This is a genomic window from Halopseudomonas bauzanensis, from assembly GCF_900114735.1.
In the GTDB taxonomy this organism is placed as follows: Bacteria; Pseudomonadota; Gammaproteobacteria; order Pseudomonadales; family Pseudomonadaceae; genus Halopseudomonas; species Halopseudomonas bauzanensis.
In genome coordinates, this window is sequence record NZ_FOUA01000001.1 from 1 (window position 1) to 22,196 (window position 22,196).

Sequence of the window (22,196 nt, forward strand, 5' to 3'; positions counted from 1 at the left end):
CCACTGCGGCGCAACCGGCGCCGGCAACCAGTACGTCAATGTCACCACCGATGGCAGCGGCAGCAGCCACGGTGTTCAGGGTGGCGGCATTCAGTTCGGCGTTGTTGTGTTCAGCAATAACCAGAATCGTCATGTCAGATCACCTTGGCTTCGTTCTTCAGTTTGTCGACCAGCTCGTCAACGCTCTTGACCTTGATGCCAGCGCTGCGGGCAGCCGGGGCTTCGACCTTGACGGTGCTCAGGGTGGAGGCGGTGCTGACACCCAGCTCGTCGGGCTTGAGCACGTCCAGCGGCTTCTTCTTGGCCTTCATGATGTTCGGCAGAGAAGCGTAGCGCGGCTCGTTCAGGCGCAGGTCGGTGGTGACGATGGCCGGCAGTTTCAGGTCAACGGTCTGCAGACCGCCGTCGATTTCACGGGTGACCTTGACGCGCTCACCGTCGACATTCACGGCCGAGGCGAAGGTGCCCTGGGCGTAACCGGACAGCGCAGCCAGCATCTGGCCGGTCTGGTTGTTGTCGGAGTCGATGGCCTGCTTGCCGAGGATGACCAGCTGCGGCTGTTCCTTGTCGACGACCGCCTTGAGCAGCTTGGCGATAGCCAGGGAGTTCAGTTCGTCAGCGGACTCGACCAGGATGGCGCGGTCGGCGCCCAGTGCCAGGGCGGTGCGCAGCTGCTCCTGGGCAGCAGTCGGGCCGACGGTGACGGCGACGATTTCGGTCGCCACGCCTTTTTCCTTCAGGCGTACCGCTTCTTCCACGGCGATTTCGCAGAAGGGGTTCATGGACATCTTGACGTTGGCCAGATCAACACCGCTGTTGTCCGCCTTGACGCGAACCTTGACGTTGTAGTCAACGACCCGCTTAACCGCTACTAGTACCTTCATGGTTACCTCGTTCTTGTCGCGTAGTTGCCGCGTAACTGCAGGCGAAGCCTGTCTTGAAAAGTGACTTCTTTATAACTTATAGTCACAAAAGGACTAAAGAGAGTATTTCGTAAAGCCCCTTATCATGCCGAGGGTCCGATGGCGGGTCAATAGCCATACAGCAAAAGTAGTATTGAAAAAACGGCAGCTTTACATCTTTACACTGGTGTGAAGAAGCGTGATTGATATAATGCGCCGCTATGTATTCACGGAAGATCTCAAGATAAAGCGATTTTCGATTCGGCCGATGAGTTAGGAGATAAAAATAGTGGAACGCGAATTCATGGAGTTCGATGTCGTCATCGTGGGAGCGGGCCCTGCCGGTCTGTCTGCCGCCTGTCGCATCAAACAGCAAGCAGCTGACGCCGATCAGGAGATCAGCGTCTGTGTCGTGGAAAAAGGCTCTGAAGTGGGCGCCCACATTCTATCCGGTGCGGTGTTCGAGCCCCGCGCCCTGGAAGAGCTGTTTCCCGACTGGAAAGAGCTTGGCGCTCCGCTGAATACGCCGGTCAAGCGTGACGACATCTATATGCTGACCAGCGAAGAGAAGTCCACCAAGCTGCCTGGCCTCTTCGTGCCGAAAACCATGCACAACGAAGGCAACTACATCATCTCCCTGGGCAATCTGTGCCGCTGGCTGGCCCAGCAGGCAGAGAACCTGGGCGTTGAGGTCTACCCGGGCTTTGCTGCCCAGGAAGCGCTGATCGACGAGAACGGTGTGGTTCGCGGTATCCTGACCGGCGACCTGGGTGTCGACCGTGAAGGCAACCCGAAGGACGGCTTTTATACCCCCGGGATGGAGCTGCGCGCCAAGTACACCCTGTTCGCCGAAGGTTGCCGTGGCCATATCGGCAAGCAACTGATCAAGCGTTACGACCTCGCCTCCGACGCCGACGCCCAGCACTACGGCATTGGCATCAAGGAAATCTGGGATATCGATCCGGCCAAGCATGAACAGGGCCTGGTGGTACACACCGCCGGCTGGCCGCTGGACATCACCGGCAACGAGAATACCGGTGGGTCCTTCCTCTACCACATCGAGAACAACCAGATTGTCGTGGGTTTGATCATCGATCTGTCCTACAGCAACCCGCACCTGTCGCCGTTCGACGAGTTCCAGCGTTACAAGCATCATCCGGTGATCAAGCAGTACCTGGAAGGCGGCAAGCGCGTTTCCTACGGTGCGCGCGCCATCTGCAAGGGCGGCCTGAACTCGCTGCCGAAGATGGTCTTCCCCGGTGGCGCATTGATCGGTTGCGATCTGGGCACGCTGAACTTCGCCAAGATCAAGGGCAGCCACACCGCCATGAAGTCCGGCATGCTCGCCGCTGATGCAGTAGTCGAAGCACTGAAAGCCGGCCGTGAAGGTGGTGATGAGCTGACCGGCTACGTGGACAGCTTCAAGTCCAGCTGGCTGTATGACGAGCTGTTCCGTTCGCGTAACTTCGGGCCAGCCATTCACAAGTTCGGCGCCCTGCTCGGCGGTGCGTTCAACTATGTCGACCAGAATTGGTTCGGCGGCAAGATCCCGGTCACCCTGCACGATAACAAGCCGGATCATGCGCAGCTGAAGAAGGCCTCCGAAGCGCCGAAGATCGCGTATCCGAAGCCCGATGGCGTGATCAGCTTCGACAAGCTGTCGTCGGTGTTCCTGTCCAACACCAACCATGAGGAAGACCAGCCGGTCCACCTGCAGTTGAAGGACCCGAGCATTCCGATCGAGCAGAACCTGCCGCTGTATGACGAGCCGGCCCAGCGTTACTGCCCCGCCGGCGTGTACGAGGTGGTGAGCAACGATGATGGCAGCAAGCGCTTCCAGATCAATGCCCAGAACTGTGTGCACTGCAAGACCTGCGACATCAAGGACCCGGCCCAGAACATCAACTGGGTGGCTCCGGAAGGTACTGGCGGACCGAACTATCCCAATATGTAAGGTTCGTTGACTGTACCTGTTTCAGGCGCAGCAAAAAGCCCCGGCAGAGTGATCTGTCGGGGCTTTTTCGTGTTTGTCCAGATCCTGCGCGGCCGCTTCAGGCCGCCACGATCGGTATCAGCCCTGGCCCCCGTGGGTTAGACGGCAGCGGCGGCAGGCCATGCAGGGCGCGGGCGCGCTGGCAATCGGGACTGTCCTGGCCATTTTCGCCATGGAAAGGAAACTCGCGACAGGTGCTGGAGCGCTTTTCATAGATGCTGCAACGTACCGCGTCCCCTACGTCACCCATCAGCGCAACGCAACGGGGTGATGGCTGATTGGTTCCCTGCATACAGCTCAGGTGGGGGGTGACCTTTTCGGTCAACCGCTCGGGCACCAGCCCGCCGGGCGCGCTATCGGCCTCGCCCCAATAGAAGGAGACTCGGAAGGTGGAGCAACAGGCACCGCAGTCCAGGCAGGGTGAAAATTCGCTCATCGCATGGCAATCCTCATTCGTTTTTCGGAAGAGATTTTTACGCCTGTTACCCGGTTCTTCACAAGTAGGCGGAAGAAAAAAATATTGCCTGCCGGGGGCGGCCCCTTGCCCTGCCCCGCTACATTCACGTTACTATCGAGGGCCTGTTTCGCCGCTAGCCTGGAGAACCCGATGGCCGATTCCCCCATTGTTGCCGGTATGGACCTGAACCGACTGAACCGCATTGCCGAGCATCTGGAAAACAATTACCTTGCGCCCGGCAAACTGCCTTGCGCGGCGACGCTGGTGGCCCGCCATGGCCAGGTGGTGTGGCAGCAGACCCAGGGGCTGATGGATGTCGAGCGGGCTCTGCCCGCCAACAGCGACACGCTGTATCGCATCTATTCGATGACCAAGCCGATCACCTCTATCGCGCTGATGCAGCTGTATGAGCAGGGGCGTTTTTTGCTCGACGATCCGGTGCACAAGTACATCCCGTCCTGGCGCAATCTGCAGGTGTACAAGTCTGGAGTCCATCCGCAGTTCATCACCACGCCGCCAGCACGGCCGATGACGATTCGCGATCTTCTGACCCACCAGTCCGGACTGAGCTATGGCTTTTCCTGCCGCACCAATGTGGATGCTGCCTACCGTGAACTCAGGCTGGATGGCCACTCCGGCCTGACCCTGGAGGGTCTGATCGATGAGTTGTCCCGGCTGCCCCTGGAGTTCTCCCCGGGCAGCGCCTGGAACTACTCGCTGGCAACGGATGTGTGCGGCTACCTGGTCCAGGTATTGTCCGGCAAACCTCTGGATGATTATTTTGCAGCCCATGTTTTCCGACCTCTGGGCATGCAGGACACCTTTTTCACTGTACCTGAGGACAAGCTGGCACGTTTTGCGGCCTGCTATCAGTACCAGGATGGCGATACCTTCAGCCTGCAGGACGACCCACAAAGCTCGCACTTCACCCGGCGCCATGGCTATCTTTCAGGCGGCGGCGGGCTGATCTCTACTCTCGGCGATTACTACCGCTTCGCCCAGGCCCTGGCCAACGGCGGCGAGCTGGACGGCGCACGCATCATCGGACGCAAGACGCTGGAGTTCATGCGCCTCAACCACCTGCCGAACAATACCGACCTGCCCTCCGTATCCACCGGCGGCTTCAGCGAGACGCCCTATGACGGCTCCGGTTTCGGGCTGGGCTTCGCCGTGAAAACCGATATAGCCAAATCCCAGACCATCGGCTCGCCGGGGGAATACGGTTGGGGCGGCATGGCCGGCACCACCTTCTTCATCGATCCGGTGGAGGATCTGATCGTGATTTTCATGACCCAACTGATCCCCTCCTCCAGTTACATGATCCGTCAGGAGCTGCGGGCACTGGTCAACGCCGCCCTGGTTGATTGATTTTTCACCGGAAAGCCTACCGGGGGGCTGATAAAAACGCCGGATAAGGGTATAACGGCGCAATGAAAATACCCCCGAGAATTCAACCCCTGGTCGACGATGGCCTTGTCGACGAAGTCATCCGCCCATTGATGAGCGGCAAGGAAGCTGCAGTCTATGTCGTGCGCTGCGGCGATGCGATCCGCTGCGCCAAGGTGTACAAGGAAGCAGACAAGCGCAGCTTCAAGCAGGCCGCGCTGTATCAGGAAGGCCGCAAGGTGCGCAACTCCCGGCGCGCGCGGGCGATGGAGAAAGGCTCCAGGTTCGGTCGGGAGCAGCAGGAAAGCATCTGGCAGAACGCCGAAGTGGATGCGCTGTACCGGCTTGCCGCAGCTGGCGTGCGGGTGCCCAAACCCTACGGCTGTTTTGACGGCGTACTGCTGATGGAGCTCGTGACCGACGAAGAGGGTATGGTAGCCCCGCGTCTGAACGATGTTTCCATGTCCGCCGAGCAGGCTCTGGAGGATCACGCCCTGGTCATGGAGTTCGTCAAGCGCATGCTCTGCGAAGGTCTGGTGCATGGTGACCTGTCGGAGTTCAACGTGCTGGTCGACGAGTACGGCCCGGTCATCATCGATCTGCCCCAGGCAGTGGATGCCGCGGCCAACAATAATGCTTTCTCCATGCTGCAGCGGGATGTCACCAACATGTCGCTCTACTATGGCCAGTACGCCCCCGAGCTATTGAGTACGCGCTACGCCAAGGAAATGTGGGCGCTCTATGAAGAAGGCAAGCTGACGCCGGACACACCACTCACCGGGCAGTTCGATGAAAGCGACGAGAGCGCGGATGTCGATTCAGTGGTTGCCGAGATCAAGGCGGCCATGGCCGAGGAAGAAGAGCGCATCCAGCGCATCATGGACGCCGATCTGGAATAAGGGGATCAGTCATCGACCCGGCCACGCAGCGCCTTGATCTTGCCGCGCTGGGTCTTGCTGTCCATGCGCCGCTTCTGCGAGCTCTTGGTGGCCCTGGTCGGGCGGCGCGGCTTTTCCACCACGGTGGCTTCCTGAATCATCTGCACCAAGCGCGCAATGGCATCGTCCCGGTTCTTTTCCTGGGTGCGATGCTGCTGCGCCTTGATCACCACGATCCCTTCCTTGCTGATGCGCTGATCCTTGAACTGCAGCAGCCGTTCCTTGTAGAAATCCGGCAGGCTCGATGCCTGAATATCAAAGCGCAGGTGGATCGCGCTGGAAACCTTGTTGACGTTCTGGCCGCCGGCGCCCTGGGCGCGAATGGCGGTTAACTCCAGCTCGTTCTCGTCCAGCGCGACGGTTGGTGACAACTGGATCATCCGGCCACACCCGCTGCGTCGCGGCATTGGGGCTGGCTTGCCGCGCTGCTGGCGTCGTGCAGAAAACGCACGATCCAGCGCATCATCAGCAGGCTGTCCGGCTCGGCACTCAGCGACGCCAGGCCGGCTCGCAGGCGCGCCGGCGGCAATGTCCGCTCACGCAGCTGCATCAGATCCCGGCAATAGCCTTTGCAGAACTCGGGATGCCCCTGCACGCTGAGAAAATTGTCGCCGTACTGGATCAAGTAGTATGGACAGAACTCGCTGCTGGCCAGTACCTCGGCCTGCGGCGGCAGGATCACAACCTGATCCTGATGACTGACCAGCAGGTCCAGATGAGTCTGGAAGGGCTCCATCCACGGCTTGCGCTCGAGCACCTGGTTGAACGACATGCCCACCCCCCAGCCCTTTTCCGACTGCCGAACCGTGCCGCCAAGCGCCCGGGCCATCAGCTGGTGGCCGAAGCAGATGCCGACCAGGGGGATTTTCTGCTCCCAAAGGGTGCGTACGAATTCGCACAGCGCCTCAATCCAGGGCAGGCCATCATTCACCCCGAACTTGCTACCGGTGATCAGCCAGGCATCGCATTTGTCCGCGCCAGCGGGCAATTGCCCATCCAGCACCCGGTACACCGGCAATTCGCAGTCGGGTAACAGCTCTTGCAATAGAGTGGCGAACATCTGCGGATAATTGCCGTATCGCGTCTGCAGGCTTTGCTTCACATCATCACATTGCAAAATACCGATCTTCACATATCACCTCATCGAATGAATCTGGCTACGGAGCCCCATTACCCCCAACGCGGGAGGCGATGCAATGGCCGTGCCGTCTACTCCCAGCCCGGCACACCACGGCGAATCAGCGCCGAGAAATCGGGAGCCGTATCCGCCTCCCGAGCCTGCTGGGTAATCCGACCGCGGCGCTGCAGCTCCGCCAGTGACAGCCCAGGGACCATGCCACCTACCTCATGAACATAGGCCGGTAGATAGCCAGTCAGCAATAGCCGGTGGTCCAGCGGCAGGCCATCGACGATCTTCTTCATCATCGAATACACGATGGTGGTGCAGTTGCCGGTCACCGTATGGTAGAAACGCGGCTGCTCAGCGAGCTGGTTGGCCTGCACTACGAAAGAGCGAAACAGCTCGCGCGCATCAGCCGGGCCCAGATTGATGCGATACAGCTCAAGCTCCTCGTGACGCACATTGCTGCGCACCCGCACAATGTCGCGCTCATCGGCGGCGATGATGCTCAATTCGAATTGCTTGAAGAAACCACCCAGCTCGGAAAACCTTTCATGCCTCTCCCGGCGAATCTCCACCGAGAACGCCACATGCTCGCCGTCGCTGAAGCCAAATGACACCAGGACATGGGAGATGGCTGCCAGCCCCCAATTGGAGGTGAACATGTCCACCGAGCGCAGGCGGGACAGATCATATACGCGGCTTTCCCAACCGATGTCGTAGTCCTGCTGACTGCGCCAATGGAAATTACGCACATTATCCAGCCTGACCTGTCGGCCATCGACGGTGCCAGTGGTGATGTGGGCCAGATCATCAGCCCAGTCCCGTTGATTGCTCGGCTTGATTGTCCCCCACCAGACAACCAGCAGGGCGAACAGGGCGATGTACACCAACAGGCTTTGCCACCAGCTACCTCCCAGCCAGAACCAGTACAGCAGCGCGACCAGACCAAGCAGCCACAACAGCGGAAACCCATAGCGCCCCGCCCCACCACCCGGTGCCTGAAACCACAGTGCCAGCACTGCCCACAGGCTACTGAGAATCATCAGAAAAGTGACCAGCGACAGCAGAACGATCCGAAACATGCGAGGCCTGCAAGGAAAATTTCGCTCATCCTACGTCAAACGCGGGAAGCAGGTACAGGGGCAGCCTCCTAGAGCTGCCCCTCGATCGGCAGCCAGCCGAGGAACCAGGCCGCGGTGCGGCGGAAGCGGCTGGCATGGGGTTCCCGATCCCAGCTTTGTTCAGAGGACTCCCAGCGCAGTTGATCGTTATCGTCGAGTTTCAGCTCAAAGGCGAATTCACCGGAGGTCCAGTGGCGAAACAGGCCAGCCAGCGCTTGCGCCAAGTCGGCCTGATGCACCAGCACGCCCGCCTCGGTATTCAGGACGATGGAGCGCGGATCGAGATTGACCGAGCCGACGAACACCTTATCCCGATCAAAGACGAAGGCCTTGGCATGCAAACTGGCCTGGGATTCGCCGAGGAAGGTGCTGGTCCGTTCTTGCTGGGTGGACTGGCGCTGGAGCTCCCAGACTCGCACACCGCCCTTGAGCAGCGGCTTGCGATAGCGGGCATAGGCACTGTGCACCGCGAGCACATCGGTGGTGGCGAGCGAATTGGTCAGCACGCGCACATCCACACCGTGCTCTACCATATCGATCAGGAAAACCTCTCCTCGGGAGCCCGGAATGAAATAGGCGGACATCAACAACAGCTCTTCTTCACTGTCCCGGGCATGGCCGATCAGCTTGCGTGCCAGTATTGGCACCTGATTGGTGTCGTGCTGGGGGTCGGCCTTGGTGGGCGGGTCCGACAGCCATTGCGCCTCACCCCAATGCCAGACGATGCGGTCATCATGCAGCGCCCGGTGAAAGGGCGACTCGGCCACCGCCTGCAGATAGGCGCCCCCGTCGTGCCGCTCACGCAACGCCTCGAGCTGTTTGCGCAGCTTGAGGCTGGCGTCTTTGCCGGGGCGGCGGAACATGCTTTCCACTGGCACCGACTCGTTGGCGTTCCAGTAGTCATCGAAACTGCGCGTCACGTCTCGGGTAATGCGGCCCATGCCCAGGATATCGATATCCTGGAAATCCATGGCGCTGAGGGAGAAGTACTCATCACCGATATTACGTCCACCGGTAATGAACATCTGGCTATCCACCACCATCAGCTTGTTGTGCATGCGGTAGTTGATGCGGCCAAATTCACCAATCTTGCTGAAATATTTCAGCACACGCCCGCGCAGGGTCACGGGATTGAACAGCCTGACCTCGATATTGGGGTGATGGTTGAGCGTGGCGACGTCGAAGTCACGCAGGCCGCTGCCGATATCATCAAGCAGCAGGCGCACCCGCACGCCGCGGTCAGCGGCGCTGAGCAGACGCTCGGCGATCAGTCCGCCGGTCACATCGCCGCGGTAGATGTAGTACTGCAGATCCAGGCTCCGCTCGGCCCCGTCGATCATCGCCAGTCGTGCCGCCAGCGCGTCGGTGCCGGTTTGCACCAGCGTGAAACCGGACAGCCCGGCGCTATTCTCAGGCTGATGGTCACGGACGTAGCGGCCGATTTCGGAGCCGTAATCGGGTTTGACCGCGACGCTCGGAGGTAAATGGCGTTCCGGCAAGGAGCTGGCGCAGCCCACCAGCGTCACGATTATCAAGATCAATAATGTCCGGAAACCTGTCTTCACCCTGCCCCGCCTTGCTCGCATGCTGACAATGGCAGTCTAGCAGCGAGCCGGCGTGGAGCGTTAATCTGTAACCATCAACTGATACTCTATGGCGCGGCCGCCGCGGGTGTGCAGGAGGATGTAAGCCTGGTTGGTCGGTTTCAGATTCTGTAGCTGGGCCGCACTCAGCAGCGCACGCCAGGTGCCGGCAGCGTCATTGCGTTCGCTATCGAAGAGCACACTGAGTACCTTGGCCGCTGGCTGTTGGGACAGGCTGTATCCCGCCACATGACCACCTTTGGCCGCTACCGGGAACCCCACATGCATGGCCAGCGAACTTGCGGAGCTGCCAGCCAGATCGGGCAATTGCAGCGTCAGCGGGCCGGTGAGCTCCATGCCGCCGCGGCGCACGGCCGCGGTACCGATTTTCAGCGCCAGTGGAGGCAATTGCCGATCGAGCTCGTCAGGCCTGAGGTCCAGCGAGCGGCCGAATAAACTCATGGCGGGCCGTGATTTGAGGCTGATACGGTATTCCACGCCGTCGACTTGATGTTGCAGGACATCGCCCTGGCGTACATCAACCGGCTGCCGCTCAGCGGCTGGCAATGCAGCGTAGCTGCCGCACAGGCTATCGCGAAGGCGGTCCCGTTCGGTGGTGTCCAAGGTGTCGTTGCTCTGCATCGCCTGACACACCTGCCGATCGTAACCATCCCAAGCCAGGGTCGTCGCACCGGCGGCGGTCAGTTGCTCGATAACCGTCCGATCCGCTCTAGCGGCTGCCAGCAGCAGAGCGGTCTGCCGGCCCTGCCCGGCCTCGCGCCGCTCCGGGCCGCCGACGCCCATGGTCGGGCGCAGCTGGGTTTGGCCATGCACATTGGCGCCTTGGTCCAGCAACAGTCGCACGCTGTCGGCTTGGTTGTGCTCGGCGGCGCTCATGAGCGCGGTCTTGCCCAAGCGGTTGCGTTGATCGGCGTCGAAACCGGCATTGAGCAACAACTGCAGATTGTCCGGGCGCAGAACCGCCGCCATTACCGCCGGCGAGTCGTCGGGCCCGAGACCACGGCGTGGGCCGAGGGTATTCGATTCATAGGCGATGAAATCCCGCACCACTGGCGCCGGTGCGTTGTTCAACAGCACGCTGTGCAGCGTGGCAAACTGGCGCCCGCGCTCAAGATCGCCCGGAGCTGGGGCCATGGCGTAGCGCGGGTTATAGCTTGCATGGGCAGCCAGCGGCAGCGCCACCGGCTGGGTCGGTGGCGCGAGGTTCTCCATGGCGCGGGCCAGGGTTTCATGCAGCAGCAGATCCGCTGCAATGCGCGCCTGCGCCTCGTTCAGCCCTTGGCCGAGGAACATCTGCTGCAGCTCCTGCCAGGCCGGCTGCATCATTGGCATCACCCGCCGGTAGATCTGCTTGTTGGTCAGGTTGCGCTCGGACCAGTCGAACAACGCATCCAGCGCCTGATCCTGGCGCTGATGCAGCGCCGCCTCCCGCCCGTACCGCTGCAGGGCGTCGGTTCCCAGCAATGGCAGATTCAGCAGCGTCCACTGCGCTTCCTTCCAGGCCTGAAAGGCGTCGCGGCGCTCATGCTGAGCCATGGCCGGTAATGGATCGCCAGCGATGTCATTGAGCTCGGCTTCCAGCCTGGAATAGGCTGCCAACCCGGCCAGGGTGTTGGTCCGCGGCGGCGTAAGATAGGTCTGGTACAGGCACAGCGGTTGCAGGTTGGCGCCATCGAGCCGATACAACCCGGCGTAGGCCGATTCACCCCGCGCCGCCGGCGAATAGAAGCCCCAGGTTTCGTTGACCAGCACGTAGGCCTGCCCACCCCGGCGAAATACATCGATGGTCCCGTAATCACCGGTCTGCGATGAGGCCGCATGGGCACGCCCTCCGTAGTTGGGCTGCTCGGCGATCCAGAACGGCAGAGTCGCATCGTCCAGCAGCGGCTGGCCATCCACGCTGAGACCGCGGGCGCGGGTCTGGTAGCCGGCGTAGAGCCCGGCGTTGTAGAGCTCGACCCTGACCTGGCGCCCGTCGACACTCGCCTGCGGCACCTGAGCGTGACTGCCGGCGATCAGCGTTACGCCATCCAGGCGCGCCGGTGACGGCAGGCCATGGCGGCGCAGATCCCGGTTCAGCTCGGCGCCGGTCTGCTCGCACACGCCGGCGTCTCGATTATCCACCAGACGGTATTCGGCGTAGCTGGCCAGGGCATGGGGGTCATTACCGGCAGTGGGCCTGGCCGGCGGCCAGCTATCCAATGCGCGGCGCCGCTGCTGGTACAACCCGGTAAGACAATGGCGCAGTTGCTCGTTGGGCTCGGTATCCATTGTAACCGCGCATTTCTCGCCTCGGCTCAGCAGCCATTGTCGATGATTTGCCGCCAGCAGCAGGCTGCCTACCGGGTCCAGCTCATGTTGCAGCCGGTGCTGCTTCTGGACCAACGCCTTGTCCAGCTGGGCCAGTGCATCATCAGCACAGATCTGCCGATGCACTGCTGGCAAGGCCCCAGTACAAGCAAAGCTGGCTCGGGTCTGCTGCACTGCCGGGCGGGCCTTGGGAGTGGTATCGATGGGTGGCTTCGGCGGCACTGGGGCGGCACAGCCTCCCAGCAACGCTGCGGCAATCAGGGTGCAAGAAAAACGTGTTGTTACCGGCATATTCTCAGTCCTTCCCTGCAACGGTGTCATTTGATGAAGATGGCGGTGCCATAGATGACATATTTCTCGGCTCCCTGATTGGGCGGCGGCGGAAACGGCCCCGCGCCGCGGACGGCCTGCTCGGCCGCAGCGTCGAGCAACTCATCACCACAGCGATCAATTTCGTAACTCAACATCCGGCCACTGGCGTCGACGGTAATTTCATAGGGGATATAACATTGGCGCTTAAAGTCATTGGGATCGCCCTTGTACCCCGGCGGCGGCTTGTATACCGATCCTTCCGGACGCTGGAGACGTGCGGTGACCCGGCCCTTGACCGTATCGGCATAGCCGGAGGGCACCGGCCGCCCTCGGGCCGCAACTTGGCTTTCCATGGGCGTGGGGGCCGGCGCTGCCCAGTCCTGGTTATCGCCGAACGAATGCACTGGCGGCCCGCTGCGCTGCGGGGTTGCCGGCCGTGCCGGCGCCGGTTCTCGCGCTACAGCCTGGGGCTGAGGTTGGGGTGCTGGTTCCGGCTCAGCTATTGGCTCTGGTTCGGGCTCGGGCTCTGGTTCGGGCTCGGGGACCGGTTCGGGCTCTACCGGCGATACCAGCTCGATAGCAACTACCTGCGACTGCTGCACTATCGGATGACTGAACCGGCTGTCCATCAACCAGACCACCAGGGCCGCATGCAGCCCAATGGATAGCACGATTACCAGCAAGCGTATCGGCCAGGCCCGCTGCGAGTTTCCGCGGTGAGCTTGCATCAGGGCACCAGCTCTTCCATGGCCACCAGGCTGATGCGCGGGTAGCCGGATTTCTGCAACTGGTTCATTACCCGCATCAGAGTGCCGTAATCCACTGCCTGGTCGCCGCGCAGGAATAACCGGGTATCCAGCCGTTGCCCCGTTGCACCATGGGTCGCAGCGCTCAGCTCTTCGAACGCCACCAACCGTTCCTGCACGAAGAGACGACCATCGGCCTGCACGCTGATATAGACGGGATCGGTCGGCGGCACATTCGGCGCTGCGGCATTGCTGGGCAGATCCACCGGCACATCCACGGTAGCCAGCGGCGCCGCCACCATGAAGATGATCAGCAGCACCAGCATCACATCGACAAACGGGGTGATGTTCATCTCGGCGTTCTGCTGGTAGCTGTGGCGTTTCACCGTCGGTCCGGAATCAAGATGAATGGCCATGTTCAGCGAGCCTCATCCATCTGTCGGGACACCGTGGCCAGCAACTCAGCGCAGAAATTGTCCAGCGTGCCAACGAAGCCGTTGATGTCGCGGGCGAACTTGTTGAAGATCATCACTGCCGGTATGGCGGCGAACAGGCCCAGTGCCGTTGCCAATAGCGCCTCGGCAATTCCTGGCGCGACCACCGCCAGGCTCGCGGTCTTCATGGTGGCGATACCGGCAAAACTGTTGAGAATCCCCCAGACCGTACCGAACAGACCAATGAAAGGCGCCGTCGCCCCGATGGTCGCCAGCACGCCCATCATGGCGCCGAGCCGGGACAGGTCCCCTTCCTGCACCACGCTCGCGCTCAGCGACATGCGTTGCAGCAAGCGATTAATCTGATCAGCCGTGACGTTGCTGCCCCGGTGATGATCGAAATGCTTCAGCTCAGCCTGTGCTGCCTGCCAGATGCGACCGACCGCACTGCCGCTGGCCTGCTCGGTCAGTTGGGCGGTATCCCCGTGGCGGAAGGCATTAATGAATGCCCGGTTACGTCGTCTGGCGGTAGAGAAGGCCCAGAGCTTCTCGAACAGAATCGCCCAGGTCAGCAGCGAACAGAACACCAGAAATATCATGACCGACTTCACGACCAGGTCGGCCTGAACGAACATCTCGCGCACACCAAAGCGCTCAACAGCGGTCCCCGCGAAGGGCGCGACGGCAGCGATGTCCGCGGGAGCGATACTATCGCCGGATTGTTGTACCGCTGGGCTGGCGGGAGCGGCGGGTGCCTGGGCCAATGCCAGACCGCCGGTCAGGCCAGCTAGACCCAGTAGCGTCAATAGACTCATCAGCCGCAGCCTTGCCTGCCAGCTACCCGCCCGCGATCGAAGCTTATTGATTTCCATATGAACCTCGTTTGTTGTTATTGGTTGTCGTCGAAGCCGGAGGCATCCGGATTCAGGGGAGCGAGAATGGCCTGCAGCGCCATGACATAACGGCTGAAGGCAGTACGGCCCTGGGCGCTGAGGCATACCCGGGTGCGGGGCTTGCGGCCGGCAAAATCCTTCTTGACCAGCACGTAGCCCGCATTCTCCAGCGTGATGAGATGCGCGCCGAGGTTGCCATCGGTAGCCTCGACAATGGCGCGCAGCGCCACGAACTCGAGCCACTTCCCCGCATCCAGCGTGTTCATCGCGGCCATGACTTTCAGCCGGACCGGCTGGTGAATGATTTCATCAGGTGTCTGCATCACAACGCCCTGAGCCAGAGGCCGGAGACGATCAGGGTGCCCCCGCAGGCGAGCGTCATCCAGGGCCAGAACACCGGGAGTAACAGGATATAGCCGCCCAGGCACAGGGTGCCGAGTAGCAAGCCGATGACCATATAGCGCGGCCGCAGCTGAATGCCACGCAGAATGTAAAGGGCCGCCAGCAACATGGGCGCGAGCATGGCGCCCTGCTCGGGTGTGAGGGGCCAGAAGACGATATTGAGGGCAAGGCAGAACAGCAGAAAGGTCCCGATGACGGCCAGATAACGCCAGGCGACGCGGGCTCCGTCGGCACCGGTACGGCTGGCCATCCAGGTGCCGACGCCTATGGTGACGAGAACGACCACTACCCAGATTGGGATCAGGTAATCGCGGAAGCAGGCGGTGAGAGCAAATCCGACGACATAGGCCAGCCCCCATAGCAGCAGTTGTCCGGATTCGGCCTGATAATCCTGGAAGCCGGCGGCGCGATGCCGGATCAAATCAATTTCACGCAGCGCCTGGGCGGCCTCTTCAACGGTAGTGGTCATACCGGATCTCTTTGTTGTTGTTTGTAAAGTACTCTATGCGACAGAGCGAGCAGAATCAATAACTGTCTCGCCATGACCTAAGGGAATATTGTGATCCAGTTCACAATTAGGCGCTATTTCGTGAGCCAGACGATGGTGTCATCGACCTGCAGGGGCTGCTAGCTCATCAGTACAGACGCGCCGAAGGGGTTGTGCATCTGCCCCAGACCGGATTCGCCGGCGACGGCGCCCTACCGCCTCGCTGCTGCGGTCAAGCGCCAGCCATCCGGCCAGCATCAAGCGGGTGGATATCTTCATGGAGGGCAACGCACCAAGTACCGAATGTGCGTTGTTATGGAAAAGGGGCTGCAATTTGATTACAAACCGGCAGCCAGCATCACGCTGCTGCCGGCCTGCGGGACGGTTCAGCGGGTCGACACCATCATGTTGCTGCCCTCGGAGACCGGGCAATTGATGAACGACGAGGTGGCCAGCCAATGATCATCCGGATACCAGGAAAACATGAACTGTCCGCCCTTCAGACTATCCACCACCATGCCCGCCACTTCCGGGCGTACCGCCGGGCAACCATGGCTACGACCGATACGGCCATGGCGCTCGATCCAACTGGGATCAACATAATCGGCGGGATGAATAACGATCGCCCGCTGTCGAGCCAGATCATTGATGCCCGGCTCCAGGCCATCCATGCGCAGGGAATAGCCGTGCTTGCCGAAGTAGCTTTCCTGGGTGCGGAACAGGCCGATACTCGACTGATGGCTGCCCTCGATATTGGAGAAGTTGCTCGCCAGGTTATCGCCCGAGCCCTGGCCGTGGGCGACCAGATCCTGCAGCACCAACGTCCTGGTCTGCAGATCGAAGATCCACAAGCGCTGATCGCTGGATGGCAGGGAGAAGTCGATTACGGCAAGACGCTCGGCCGGCTCGGCACCACTATTGACCGCACATTGCATCGCCGACACGGCGGTCAGCAGTACCTGCGGATTGAGATCAGGGGCCTGGCTGGCCAGGGTGCTGGCCAAGTGGCTCTGCGGGAAGGATTGGGTGGGTGGATGGGTGATGGCGGTCTCCATGGCGGCCGCCGGGCCGGCTACAAATGCGAGATAGGCAGCAGTCAATACGCCAACGCAGCGTAGACGATCGAACATCGAATTACCCCTCGGCTCAAAAGGGTCGAGCCAACAAAAAATAAAGAAAACAGGTCGCTCTCCGGCTGCTTATCAAACAGTCTGCGTGGCTTTGCCTATACTGCAGAACAGGCCGGATGAACAGATGCGCCCCCAAAATGTCGTTGGGAGATTACCTGTTGCTCAAAAAATGTACAGTGCTATTCGTCAGTTGCCTTTGCTGGGCCGCAGTGCCCGCCAAGGCAGAATTCACCGTCAAGGTTGCATTGACGCCCATTCAGGAGAGCTTGATGCAAGGCACTGCCCAGCGGTGTGAAGGGCTGCCGGAACTACGCAGTATGCCGATCGACGAAGCTCTGGAGCAGCTCTACGAGGTCAATGGCTACATTTCCATCTGGCAACAGGAAGAACGTTTGCAGAGCCTGCAGGAGGAGTTGCTCGAGCTGGCCACTGACGGGTTGGAGCCGCGGGAATATGCTCTTGCCTTTGCCGACCCGCCCGAAGATGTCTGCGCAGAACTGCGGGTGACCGGCACTTATCTGCACGCATTGGAGCACCTGAGCCGCGGCCGCCTGGACCCCGAAGACCATGAGCCCATGTGGCATCCGAAGGATTATCCGCCACCAGAGCGCCCGACCGTTGCCGAGTTGGGCCGCTATGGGCTAGCAGACATGTCCCGGGCATTCGACCGTGCGCGCCCCACTCTGCCCCAATACGTGGAACTACGCCGCGCCTACCGGCAGATGGACCGCGAACCGGTGATCTTTATTGCCTTTCCCGAGGGCCCATCGATCAAGCCGGGAGCGACTGATCAGCGCCTGCCCCAGCTGGCCCAGCGGCTCATGCTGGAAGGTTTTCTGCCATGGGAAGATCCTTCTGCCGGCCCGCTCACCGACCCGATCACCTCGGTTGCCGAGCCGGTACGCGCTCAGCCGCTGAGCTATGATAGTCAACTGCAACAAGCAGTCCGGGCATTCCAGGTTGCCCATGGTTTGCAAAGCGACGGCATTGTCGGTCGGCAGACGGTGGCGGCGCTGAACGTCACCCCGCAAGAACGTCGGCTGCAGCTACTCATCAACCTGGAACGTCTGCGCTGGCTGGAGGCCAGGAGGGATGAGCATGTGTTGCTGGTCAATTCGGCTGGCAGCACCGCGGTCATATTCCAGGGCAACGATGTCCGCTGGGCATCCCGGGTGCAATCGGGCACAGCCGACCGAGCTACTCCGCTTATGGTGTCGCGCATCAACCGGGTGACCCTCAACCCCAGCTGGACCATTCCGCCAACCATTTTCCGCAAGGATAAACTGCCGCAGATCCGCAGCAATCCGGCCTACTTTGCCGAGCGCGATCTGCAGGTGCTGGATTACCAGGGCAACCGGCTGAACCCCGCGGATATCGACTGGCACAACCCCCAGGGTGTGTTGCTGCGACAACCACCGGGGCCGGAGAACCCGCTCGGGGCATTGGTGTTCCGCTTCGAAAACCCTTTTGCCGTATTCCTCCACGATACGCCCAGCCAGTCGTTGTTCGAACGGGCTGCGCGGAATGTCAGCTCCGGCTGTGTGCGGGTGGAGCAGGCAACGGAACTGGCGGATTATCTATTCGATAACCTGGACGCAAGCGAGCGAGAACGCATCCGCGAGCTGCAGGCCACCGGCAAGACCCATGAAATCCGGGTCAGGAGTGGCCCCCAGGTGATCCTCGGCTACTGGACCGTACAGGTGATGGAGGATGGCAGTCTGCGCTACCTGCCTGACCCCTACGACATGGATGAGGCATTGGCGAAAGCCCTGAACGCGGCTCTCCAGGAGGATTGAATTCAGAAGCCCAGCGCCGCCAGCCGCTGGGCGATCGATTGCAGTATTTCCAACCCCTGCACATCGGTTTCCAGCCAGGGCAAGCGCGGACGGGGCAGTTGGCTCAATTCGGTATCGATCCGTTGCAGGTACACGGCTTCCTGCTCGCGGCGTCGGCGCAGAAAGTCGCCATCAGCCTGCTCGGGAATGACCCGGTTGACCAGTGTCGCAACCACGGGAATGCCCACTTCCGCGAGAGTTGCCACGGCCCGCACGGTTTCCAGAATCGGCAGCCGCTCGGGCGTCATCACGAACAGAAAACCGCTGATCGCAGGATCTTCCAGCTTGCGCCGCGCCTGATGAAACAGCCGACGACGGTCCATCAGGGTTTTGGCAACATCCCGTGATCGCCGGTCCACGGTGCTCAGCGAATCTTGCTCCGGATCGTCAAAGGGCGTGGCGACGTCGCGCCCTGCTTTGGGTGTCAGATGCTGCAACACCTTGCCCAGCTCGGCGGACTTGCGATTATGCGACAGCAAGCCATCAGTCCAGGCGGCCATGGCTTCCGGCAATGACAAAAGGCGCAGCGTATGACCGATGGGCGCGGTATCAAAAATGATCAGGTCATATGCGCTGGCCGGATCGTTGATCAGCCGGGCAATGCGCTCCAGCAAAGCCGCTTCCTGAGTGCCCGGGGATTGTCGCGTCAGCTGCATCTGCCGCTTGAGTTCGCCGAGCATTTCCGGGGCGGCAAAGCCCTTCATCTGCTCCATTACCCGCTTGAGGTGGCTGTCGACCTCGGCATCCGGATCGATCTCCATGGCGTCCAGATTCGGCAGTATGCGGCGTGGCTGGTCGTCCAGCTCACGGGCGAAGACGTCCCCGAGACTATGGGCCGGGTCGGTGGACACCACCAGGCAACGCTGACCGCGCTCGGCGGCGAGGATCGCCAACGCAGCCGACACCGTGGTCTTGCCCACGCCGCCCTTGCCGCCGACCCAGACCAGCTTGCGGCTCAACAGATCAAACATGGGGTTCTCTCAACAGCAACGAAAGTGATCCAGCGGCGAATGTTCCATGCCCATGCGCCGATGCCAGTCGTGGAAACGCTCCAGCAAGAACGGCTGCAGCTCCAGTGTGTAATAGGCAGCCGGGTTCGGCACACCCATCATCTCGGCAAAGACCAGCAGCATGAAGAGGTCATCCTCATCGCGCCGGGCCCGGGCAATCGCGCCACGATAGCGGCTGCTGTAGGCTTCTTCCAGGAAGAAGCGGGCCTGGTCAAGCCAGCCCCGCTGCTTCGGCTCTCGCCCTCCGGTCACGGCTGTTCCTGCGCCGCAATGGCGCGGTGGCGCTTGAGCGCCGAGGCGCATTCCATGGCGACCAGGATCGACGCAACCAGCACCACCAGGTCCAGGACCAGCAGGAAGTAGTTGCCCTGTTCGTAGAAAGTCCGCATCTGGAGCACCAGCGCGATGACCGTCATTACCAGCACGAAGCACAGCGGCACCAGCGTATACCTGATCGGTCGGCGCAGGTGGACCAGCATCACGGTGATGACCAACAGCGTCAGGCCAGCCAGCAACTGGTTGGTGGTGCCGAACAAGGGCCAGATCAGCATGCCGCCGGAGCCATCCGCGCCACCGGCGCCAAACGCCAGCAACAGACAGGATGCGATGGCCAGTACGGTCGCGGGCAAGCCTTTCTTCATCCACTCGATGTTGTAGATATCACCCCACTCCTGGAAGATGTAGCGCTGCAGGCGCAGGCCGGTATCCATGGTGGTACCAGCAAAGAGCGCAGCCATTACCGTCAGCATGGTGGCCGCCAATACATCGGATACCCCCATGGCGTTGGAAATGATGTAGGCGCCGCCCTGCACGAATGCCGTCACCCCACCCTGGCCAAACGCGGAATACATGGTCTCCCAGTCCGCCAGCGTGGCAAAACCAGCCGACGCCACCAGGATCGCCGCCAGGGCCAGCATGCCTTCCCCTACCGCACCGAAATAACCAACGAAGCGGGCATCGGTCTCGCGATTAAGCTGTTTGGAGGTGGTGCCTGACGAAACCAGGCCGTGGAAGCCGGAGATGGCGCCACAGGCGATGGTCACAAACAGTAGCGGAAGAATCGATGGCGTACCGGCCGGCACGTTGTCGTTGAACATCGGCGCGATCATGCTCGGGTTGAGCAGCACGATAGCGGCATACAGGATCAGCAGCCCGACAAACAGTTGCAGGCCGTTAATGTAGTCGCGGGGCTGCAGCAGCATCCACACCGGTAGTACCGAGGCGACACCAGCATAGAGGAACAGCAGCAGGATCCAGACGGCGTTACCGGACATGCCGGCAACTTCAGCTGGCATCTGCACCGGCACTGACGGCCCGAGCAGAATCAGGCCGTACAAGGCCGCCACGCCGACGACCGATACGGTGATCAGACCAATCTTGCGCCGATAGATCAGTTGTCCGATAACCAGCGCCACGATAATCGCGCCCCACACCGGCACAACTGCCGATGGGAAAGCCATCATCAGATTGGCGATCACCACGGCGAATACCGCGTTAACCATCAGCAGCAACAGGAAGATGACGATCATGAATATGCTACGTGCCCGCTTGCCGACCACATCACCGGTCAGCGAGCCGACGGACCGGGCCTTGTTGCGGACACTCGCCCAGATCGCGCCGGAATCATGCACGCCAGCGAAGAAGATGGTACCGAAGACCACCCAGAGAAACGCCGGTGCCCAGCCCCAGATGACCGCGATGGCCGGCCCCACAATAGGCGCGGCCCCGGCAACCGAGGTGAAATGGTGACCCCAGAGAACGTATTTGTTGGTGGGCACGAAATCGACGCCGTCTTCCAGCTCATGGGCAGGCGTACGAAAGTTCGGATCCAGGCGGAATATCTTCTCGGCGATGAATTTGGAATAGATGAAATATCCCAACGCCATCAGAATCAGTCCTACCGCCAATACCAATACTGCGCTCATCCCATGCTCCTTGTTTTTATTTGTTCATGGCCAATGCAATATAGCCCATGATTAGAAGCGAAGCTGCATATCAGGTGCAATCCTGAATCGGACGCTGGGGTCGCCTGGTGCAACTGTCTCGCGTCAGATCCAGCGTCGCCTGCGAAAGAATACCAGCAGACCGACAACGATCACCAGCATCAAGGCCATCACCGCTGGGTAGCCCCAACGCCAGCGTAATTCCGGCATTACATCGAAATTCATGCCGTATACCCCGACGATGAAGGTCAGTGGCATGAACAGGGTGGCGAAGATCGTCAGCACCTTCATGATTTCGTTCATGCGTTTGCTGATACTGGATAGATACAGATCGAGCATGCTGACCAGTAGTTCGCGAATGGTGTCGATGCTGTCCATAACATGGATGGCATGGTCATAGACATCGCGCAGGTAGAGCCGGGTTTCTTCGGAAATCAGCGTGCTTTCGTCCCTGCTCAACCGGCTGAGCACCTCGCGCAATGGCCAGATCGACTTGCGCAACAACAGCATCTCCCGCTTGTAGTGATGGATCCGTGCCAGGGTGTCGGGGCCGGGTGCGTCGATCAACTGGTCTTCCAGCGCCTCGACCTGCTCGCCGATGTATTCCAGCATTTCGAAATAATGATCCACCACTGCATCCAGCAGCGCGTAGGCGAGATAATCGGTGCGCATGAAACGGATACGCCGGCCGGCCCGCAGCCGTTCGCGCACTCCCTCGAACACATCGCCCGGGCGCTCCTGGAATGACAGAACGAAATTCGGTCCCAGCACCAGGCTCAGCTGCTCGGAATGAATCTGCTGCCGCCCCTGGTCGAACTGCAGCATGCGCAGCACGATATAGAGATAGCCCTGATAGTCTTCCACCTTGGGCCGCTGGTCGGTATTGAGGATGTCTTCCATCACCAACGGATGCAGTTCGAACAGCGCCCCGAGCTTTTCCACTACTGCTGCGTCGCTGACACCATCGACATTGAGCCACAGGATGCGCTCGGCGTCTGTCTCCCTGGCATAGCTATCCATATCCTCGATGACCGATTCGGACAGCTCGTCAGGGGTATAACCGATCAGGCGGATGGCCGCGCTGTCCGGCTTGTGCTTGCCGATATGCACCAGTGTCCCGGGCGGTGCTCCGACCTTGGCCCCGCGCCTGACTACCAACTTGCGTGCCAT

At 60.8% G+C, this 22,196-nt stretch carries 21 protein-coding genes and 1 pseudogene; 4 read left to right on the forward strand and 18 right to left on the reverse strand.

Annotation, left to right across the window (positions count from 1 at the left end):
- Together BM267_RS16625 and BM267_RS00010 are read right to left on the reverse strand one after the other, a co-directional pair.
- A pseudogene (locus BM267_RS16625) lies at window positions 1-133 on the reverse strand (electron transfer flavoprotein subunit alpha/FixB family protein); the annotation flags it as partial.
- A gap of 1 nt (window position 134) precedes the next feature.
- On the reverse strand, window positions 135-884 hold the full coding sequence (locus BM267_RS00010) for an electron transfer flavoprotein subunit beta/FixA family protein (protein WP_036989743.1): 750 nt from the start codon (window positions 882-884) through the stop codon (window positions 135-137).
- A gap of 307 nt (window positions 885-1,191) precedes the next feature.
- Between BM267_RS00010 and BM267_RS00015 the strand changes: the two genes are divergently transcribed.
- Window positions 1,192-2,856, forward strand: a complete 1,665-nt coding sequence (locus tag BM267_RS00015) for an electron transfer flavoprotein-ubiquinone oxidoreductase (RefSeq protein ID WP_074778652.1) — start codon at window positions 1,192-1,194, stop codon at window positions 2,854-2,856.
- Window positions 2,857-2,953: 97 nt separating this feature from the next.
- Here BM267_RS00015 and BM267_RS00020 read toward each other — a convergent pair whose 3' ends face one another.
- Complete coding sequence (locus BM267_RS00020; RefSeq protein ID WP_074778650.1) at window positions 2,954-3,331, reverse strand: YkgJ family cysteine cluster protein; 378 nt, start codon at window positions 3,329-3,331, stop codon at window positions 2,954-2,956.
- A gap of 171 nt (window positions 3,332-3,502) precedes the next feature.
- On the opposite strand from BM267_RS00020, the gene BM267_RS00025 reads away from it, so the two are divergent.
- On the forward strand, window positions 3,503-4,720 hold the full coding sequence (locus tag BM267_RS00025; RefSeq protein WP_074778648.1) for a serine hydrolase domain-containing protein: 1,218 nt from the start codon (window positions 3,503-3,505) through the stop codon (window positions 4,718-4,720).
- Window positions 4,721-4,782: 62 nt separating this feature from the next.
- Window positions 4,783-5,637: a PA4780 family RIO1-like protein kinase gene (locus BM267_RS00030; protein WP_074778647.1), complete on the forward strand. Its 855-nt coding sequence runs from the start codon at window positions 4,783-4,785 to the stop codon at window positions 5,635-5,637.
- Between the two features lie 5 nt (window positions 5,638-5,642).
- On the opposite strand, the gene arfB is transcribed toward BM267_RS00030, so the two are convergent.
- From arfB to BM267_RS00085, 11 genes are all read right to left on the reverse strand, one after another.
- Window positions 5,643-6,056 carry an alternative ribosome rescue aminoacyl-tRNA hydrolase ArfB gene (gene arfB, locus BM267_RS00035; protein WP_036989739.1) on the reverse strand — a complete coding sequence of 138 codons (414 nt, stop codon included), beginning with the start codon at window positions 6,054-6,056 and terminating at the stop codon, window positions 5,643-5,645.
- A complete protein-coding gene (locus BM267_RS00040; protein WP_074778645.1) occupies window positions 6,053-6,808 on the reverse strand; it encodes a glutamine amidotransferase-related protein in 756 nt (251 codons plus the stop codon). The genes arfB and BM267_RS00040 overlap by 4 nt, the downstream gene beginning before the upstream one ends.
- Window positions 6,809-6,885: 77 nt before the next feature.
- A complete protein-coding gene (locus BM267_RS00045) occupies window positions 6,886-7,881 on the reverse strand; it encodes an Lnb N-terminal periplasmic domain-containing protein (protein ID WP_074778643.1) in 996 nt (331 codons plus the stop codon).
- 68 nt (window positions 7,882-7,949) lie between these two features.
- Complete coding sequence (locus tag BM267_RS00050) at window positions 7,950-9,461, reverse strand: phospholipase D-like domain-containing protein (RefSeq protein ID WP_051610845.1); 1,512 nt, start codon at window positions 9,459-9,461, stop codon at window positions 7,950-7,952.
- Window positions 9,462-9,545: 84 nt separating this feature from the next.
- Window positions 9,546-12,125: an ankyrin repeat domain-containing protein gene (locus BM267_RS00055; protein ID WP_074778642.1), complete on the reverse strand. Its 2,580-nt coding sequence runs from the start codon at window positions 12,123-12,125 to the stop codon at window positions 9,546-9,548.
- Between the two features lie 26 nt (window positions 12,126-12,151).
- On the reverse strand, window positions 12,152-12,874 hold the full coding sequence (locus tag BM267_RS16630; RefSeq protein WP_074778640.1) for a TonB family protein: 723 nt from the start codon (window positions 12,872-12,874) through the stop codon (window positions 12,152-12,154).
- Window positions 12,874-13,308 carry a TonB system transport protein ExbD gene (gene exbD / locus BM267_RS00065; protein WP_074778638.1) on the reverse strand — a complete coding sequence of 145 codons (435 nt, stop codon included), beginning with the start codon at window positions 13,306-13,308 and terminating at the stop codon, window positions 12,874-12,876. Before exbD ends, BM267_RS16630 begins: the two co-directional genes overlap by 1 nt.
- Before the next feature lie 2 nt (window positions 13,309-13,310).
- Window positions 13,311-14,198 carry a MotA/TolQ/ExbB proton channel family protein gene (locus tag BM267_RS00070; RefSeq protein ID WP_177173381.1) on the reverse strand — a complete coding sequence of 296 codons (888 nt, stop codon included), beginning with the start codon at window positions 14,196-14,198 and terminating at the stop codon, window positions 13,311-13,313.
- Window positions 14,199-14,215: 17 nt separating this feature from the next.
- On the reverse strand, window positions 14,216-14,542 hold the full coding sequence (locus BM267_RS00075; RefSeq protein ID WP_074778635.1) for a winged helix-turn-helix domain-containing protein: 327 nt from the start codon (window positions 14,540-14,542) through the stop codon (window positions 14,216-14,218).
- Window positions 14,542-15,090 carry a hypothetical protein gene (locus tag BM267_RS00080; protein WP_074778633.1) on the reverse strand — a complete coding sequence of 183 codons (549 nt, stop codon included), beginning with the start codon at window positions 15,088-15,090 and terminating at the stop codon, window positions 14,542-14,544. The genes BM267_RS00075 and BM267_RS00080 overlap by 1 nt, the downstream gene beginning before the upstream one ends.
- A gap of 404 nt (window positions 15,091-15,494) precedes the next feature.
- Window positions 15,495-16,163 (reverse strand): murein L,D-transpeptidase catalytic domain family protein, encoded by a 669-nt coding sequence (locus tag BM267_RS00085; protein ID WP_074778797.1) that lies wholly within the window; start codon window positions 16,161-16,163, stop codon window positions 15,495-15,497.
- A gap of 344 nt (window positions 16,164-16,507) precedes the next feature.
- Between BM267_RS00085 and BM267_RS00090 the strand changes: the two genes are divergently transcribed.
- On the forward strand, window positions 16,508-18,034 hold the full coding sequence (locus BM267_RS00090) for a L,D-transpeptidase family protein (protein WP_177173380.1): 1,527 nt from the start codon (window positions 16,508-16,510) through the stop codon (window positions 18,032-18,034).
- A 2-nt stretch (window positions 18,035-18,036) separates the two neighbouring features.
- Here the strand turns inward: BM267_RS00090 and BM267_RS00095 are convergent, their stop codons facing one another.
- The 4 genes from BM267_RS00095 to corA all read right to left on the reverse strand — a co-directional run bounded on the left by BM267_RS00095 (window position 18,037) and on the right by corA (window position 22,196).
- On the reverse strand, window positions 18,037-19,044 hold the full coding sequence (locus BM267_RS00095; protein ID WP_074778631.1) for an ArsA family ATPase: 1,008 nt from the start codon (window positions 19,042-19,044) through the stop codon (window positions 18,037-18,039).
- 9 nt (window positions 19,045-19,053) lie between these two features.
- The gene (locus BM267_RS00100; RefSeq protein ID WP_211242654.1) at window positions 19,054-19,278 is read right to left on the reverse strand and encodes a cory-CC-star protein; all 225 of its coding nucleotides are present in this window, start codon (window positions 19,276-19,278) and stop codon (window positions 19,054-19,056) included.
- Between the two features lie 53 nt (window positions 19,279-19,331).
- Window positions 19,332-21,008 carry a carbon starvation CstA family protein gene (locus BM267_RS00105; protein ID WP_074778627.1) on the reverse strand — a complete coding sequence of 559 codons (1,677 nt, stop codon included), beginning with the start codon at window positions 21,006-21,008 and terminating at the stop codon, window positions 19,332-19,334.
- A 123-nt stretch (window positions 21,009-21,131) separates the two neighbouring features.
- Window positions 21,132-22,196, reverse strand: coding sequence for a magnesium/cobalt transporter CorA (gene corA, locus BM267_RS00110; protein WP_074778625.1), 1,065 nt, complete (start codon window positions 22,194-22,196; stop codon window positions 21,132-21,134).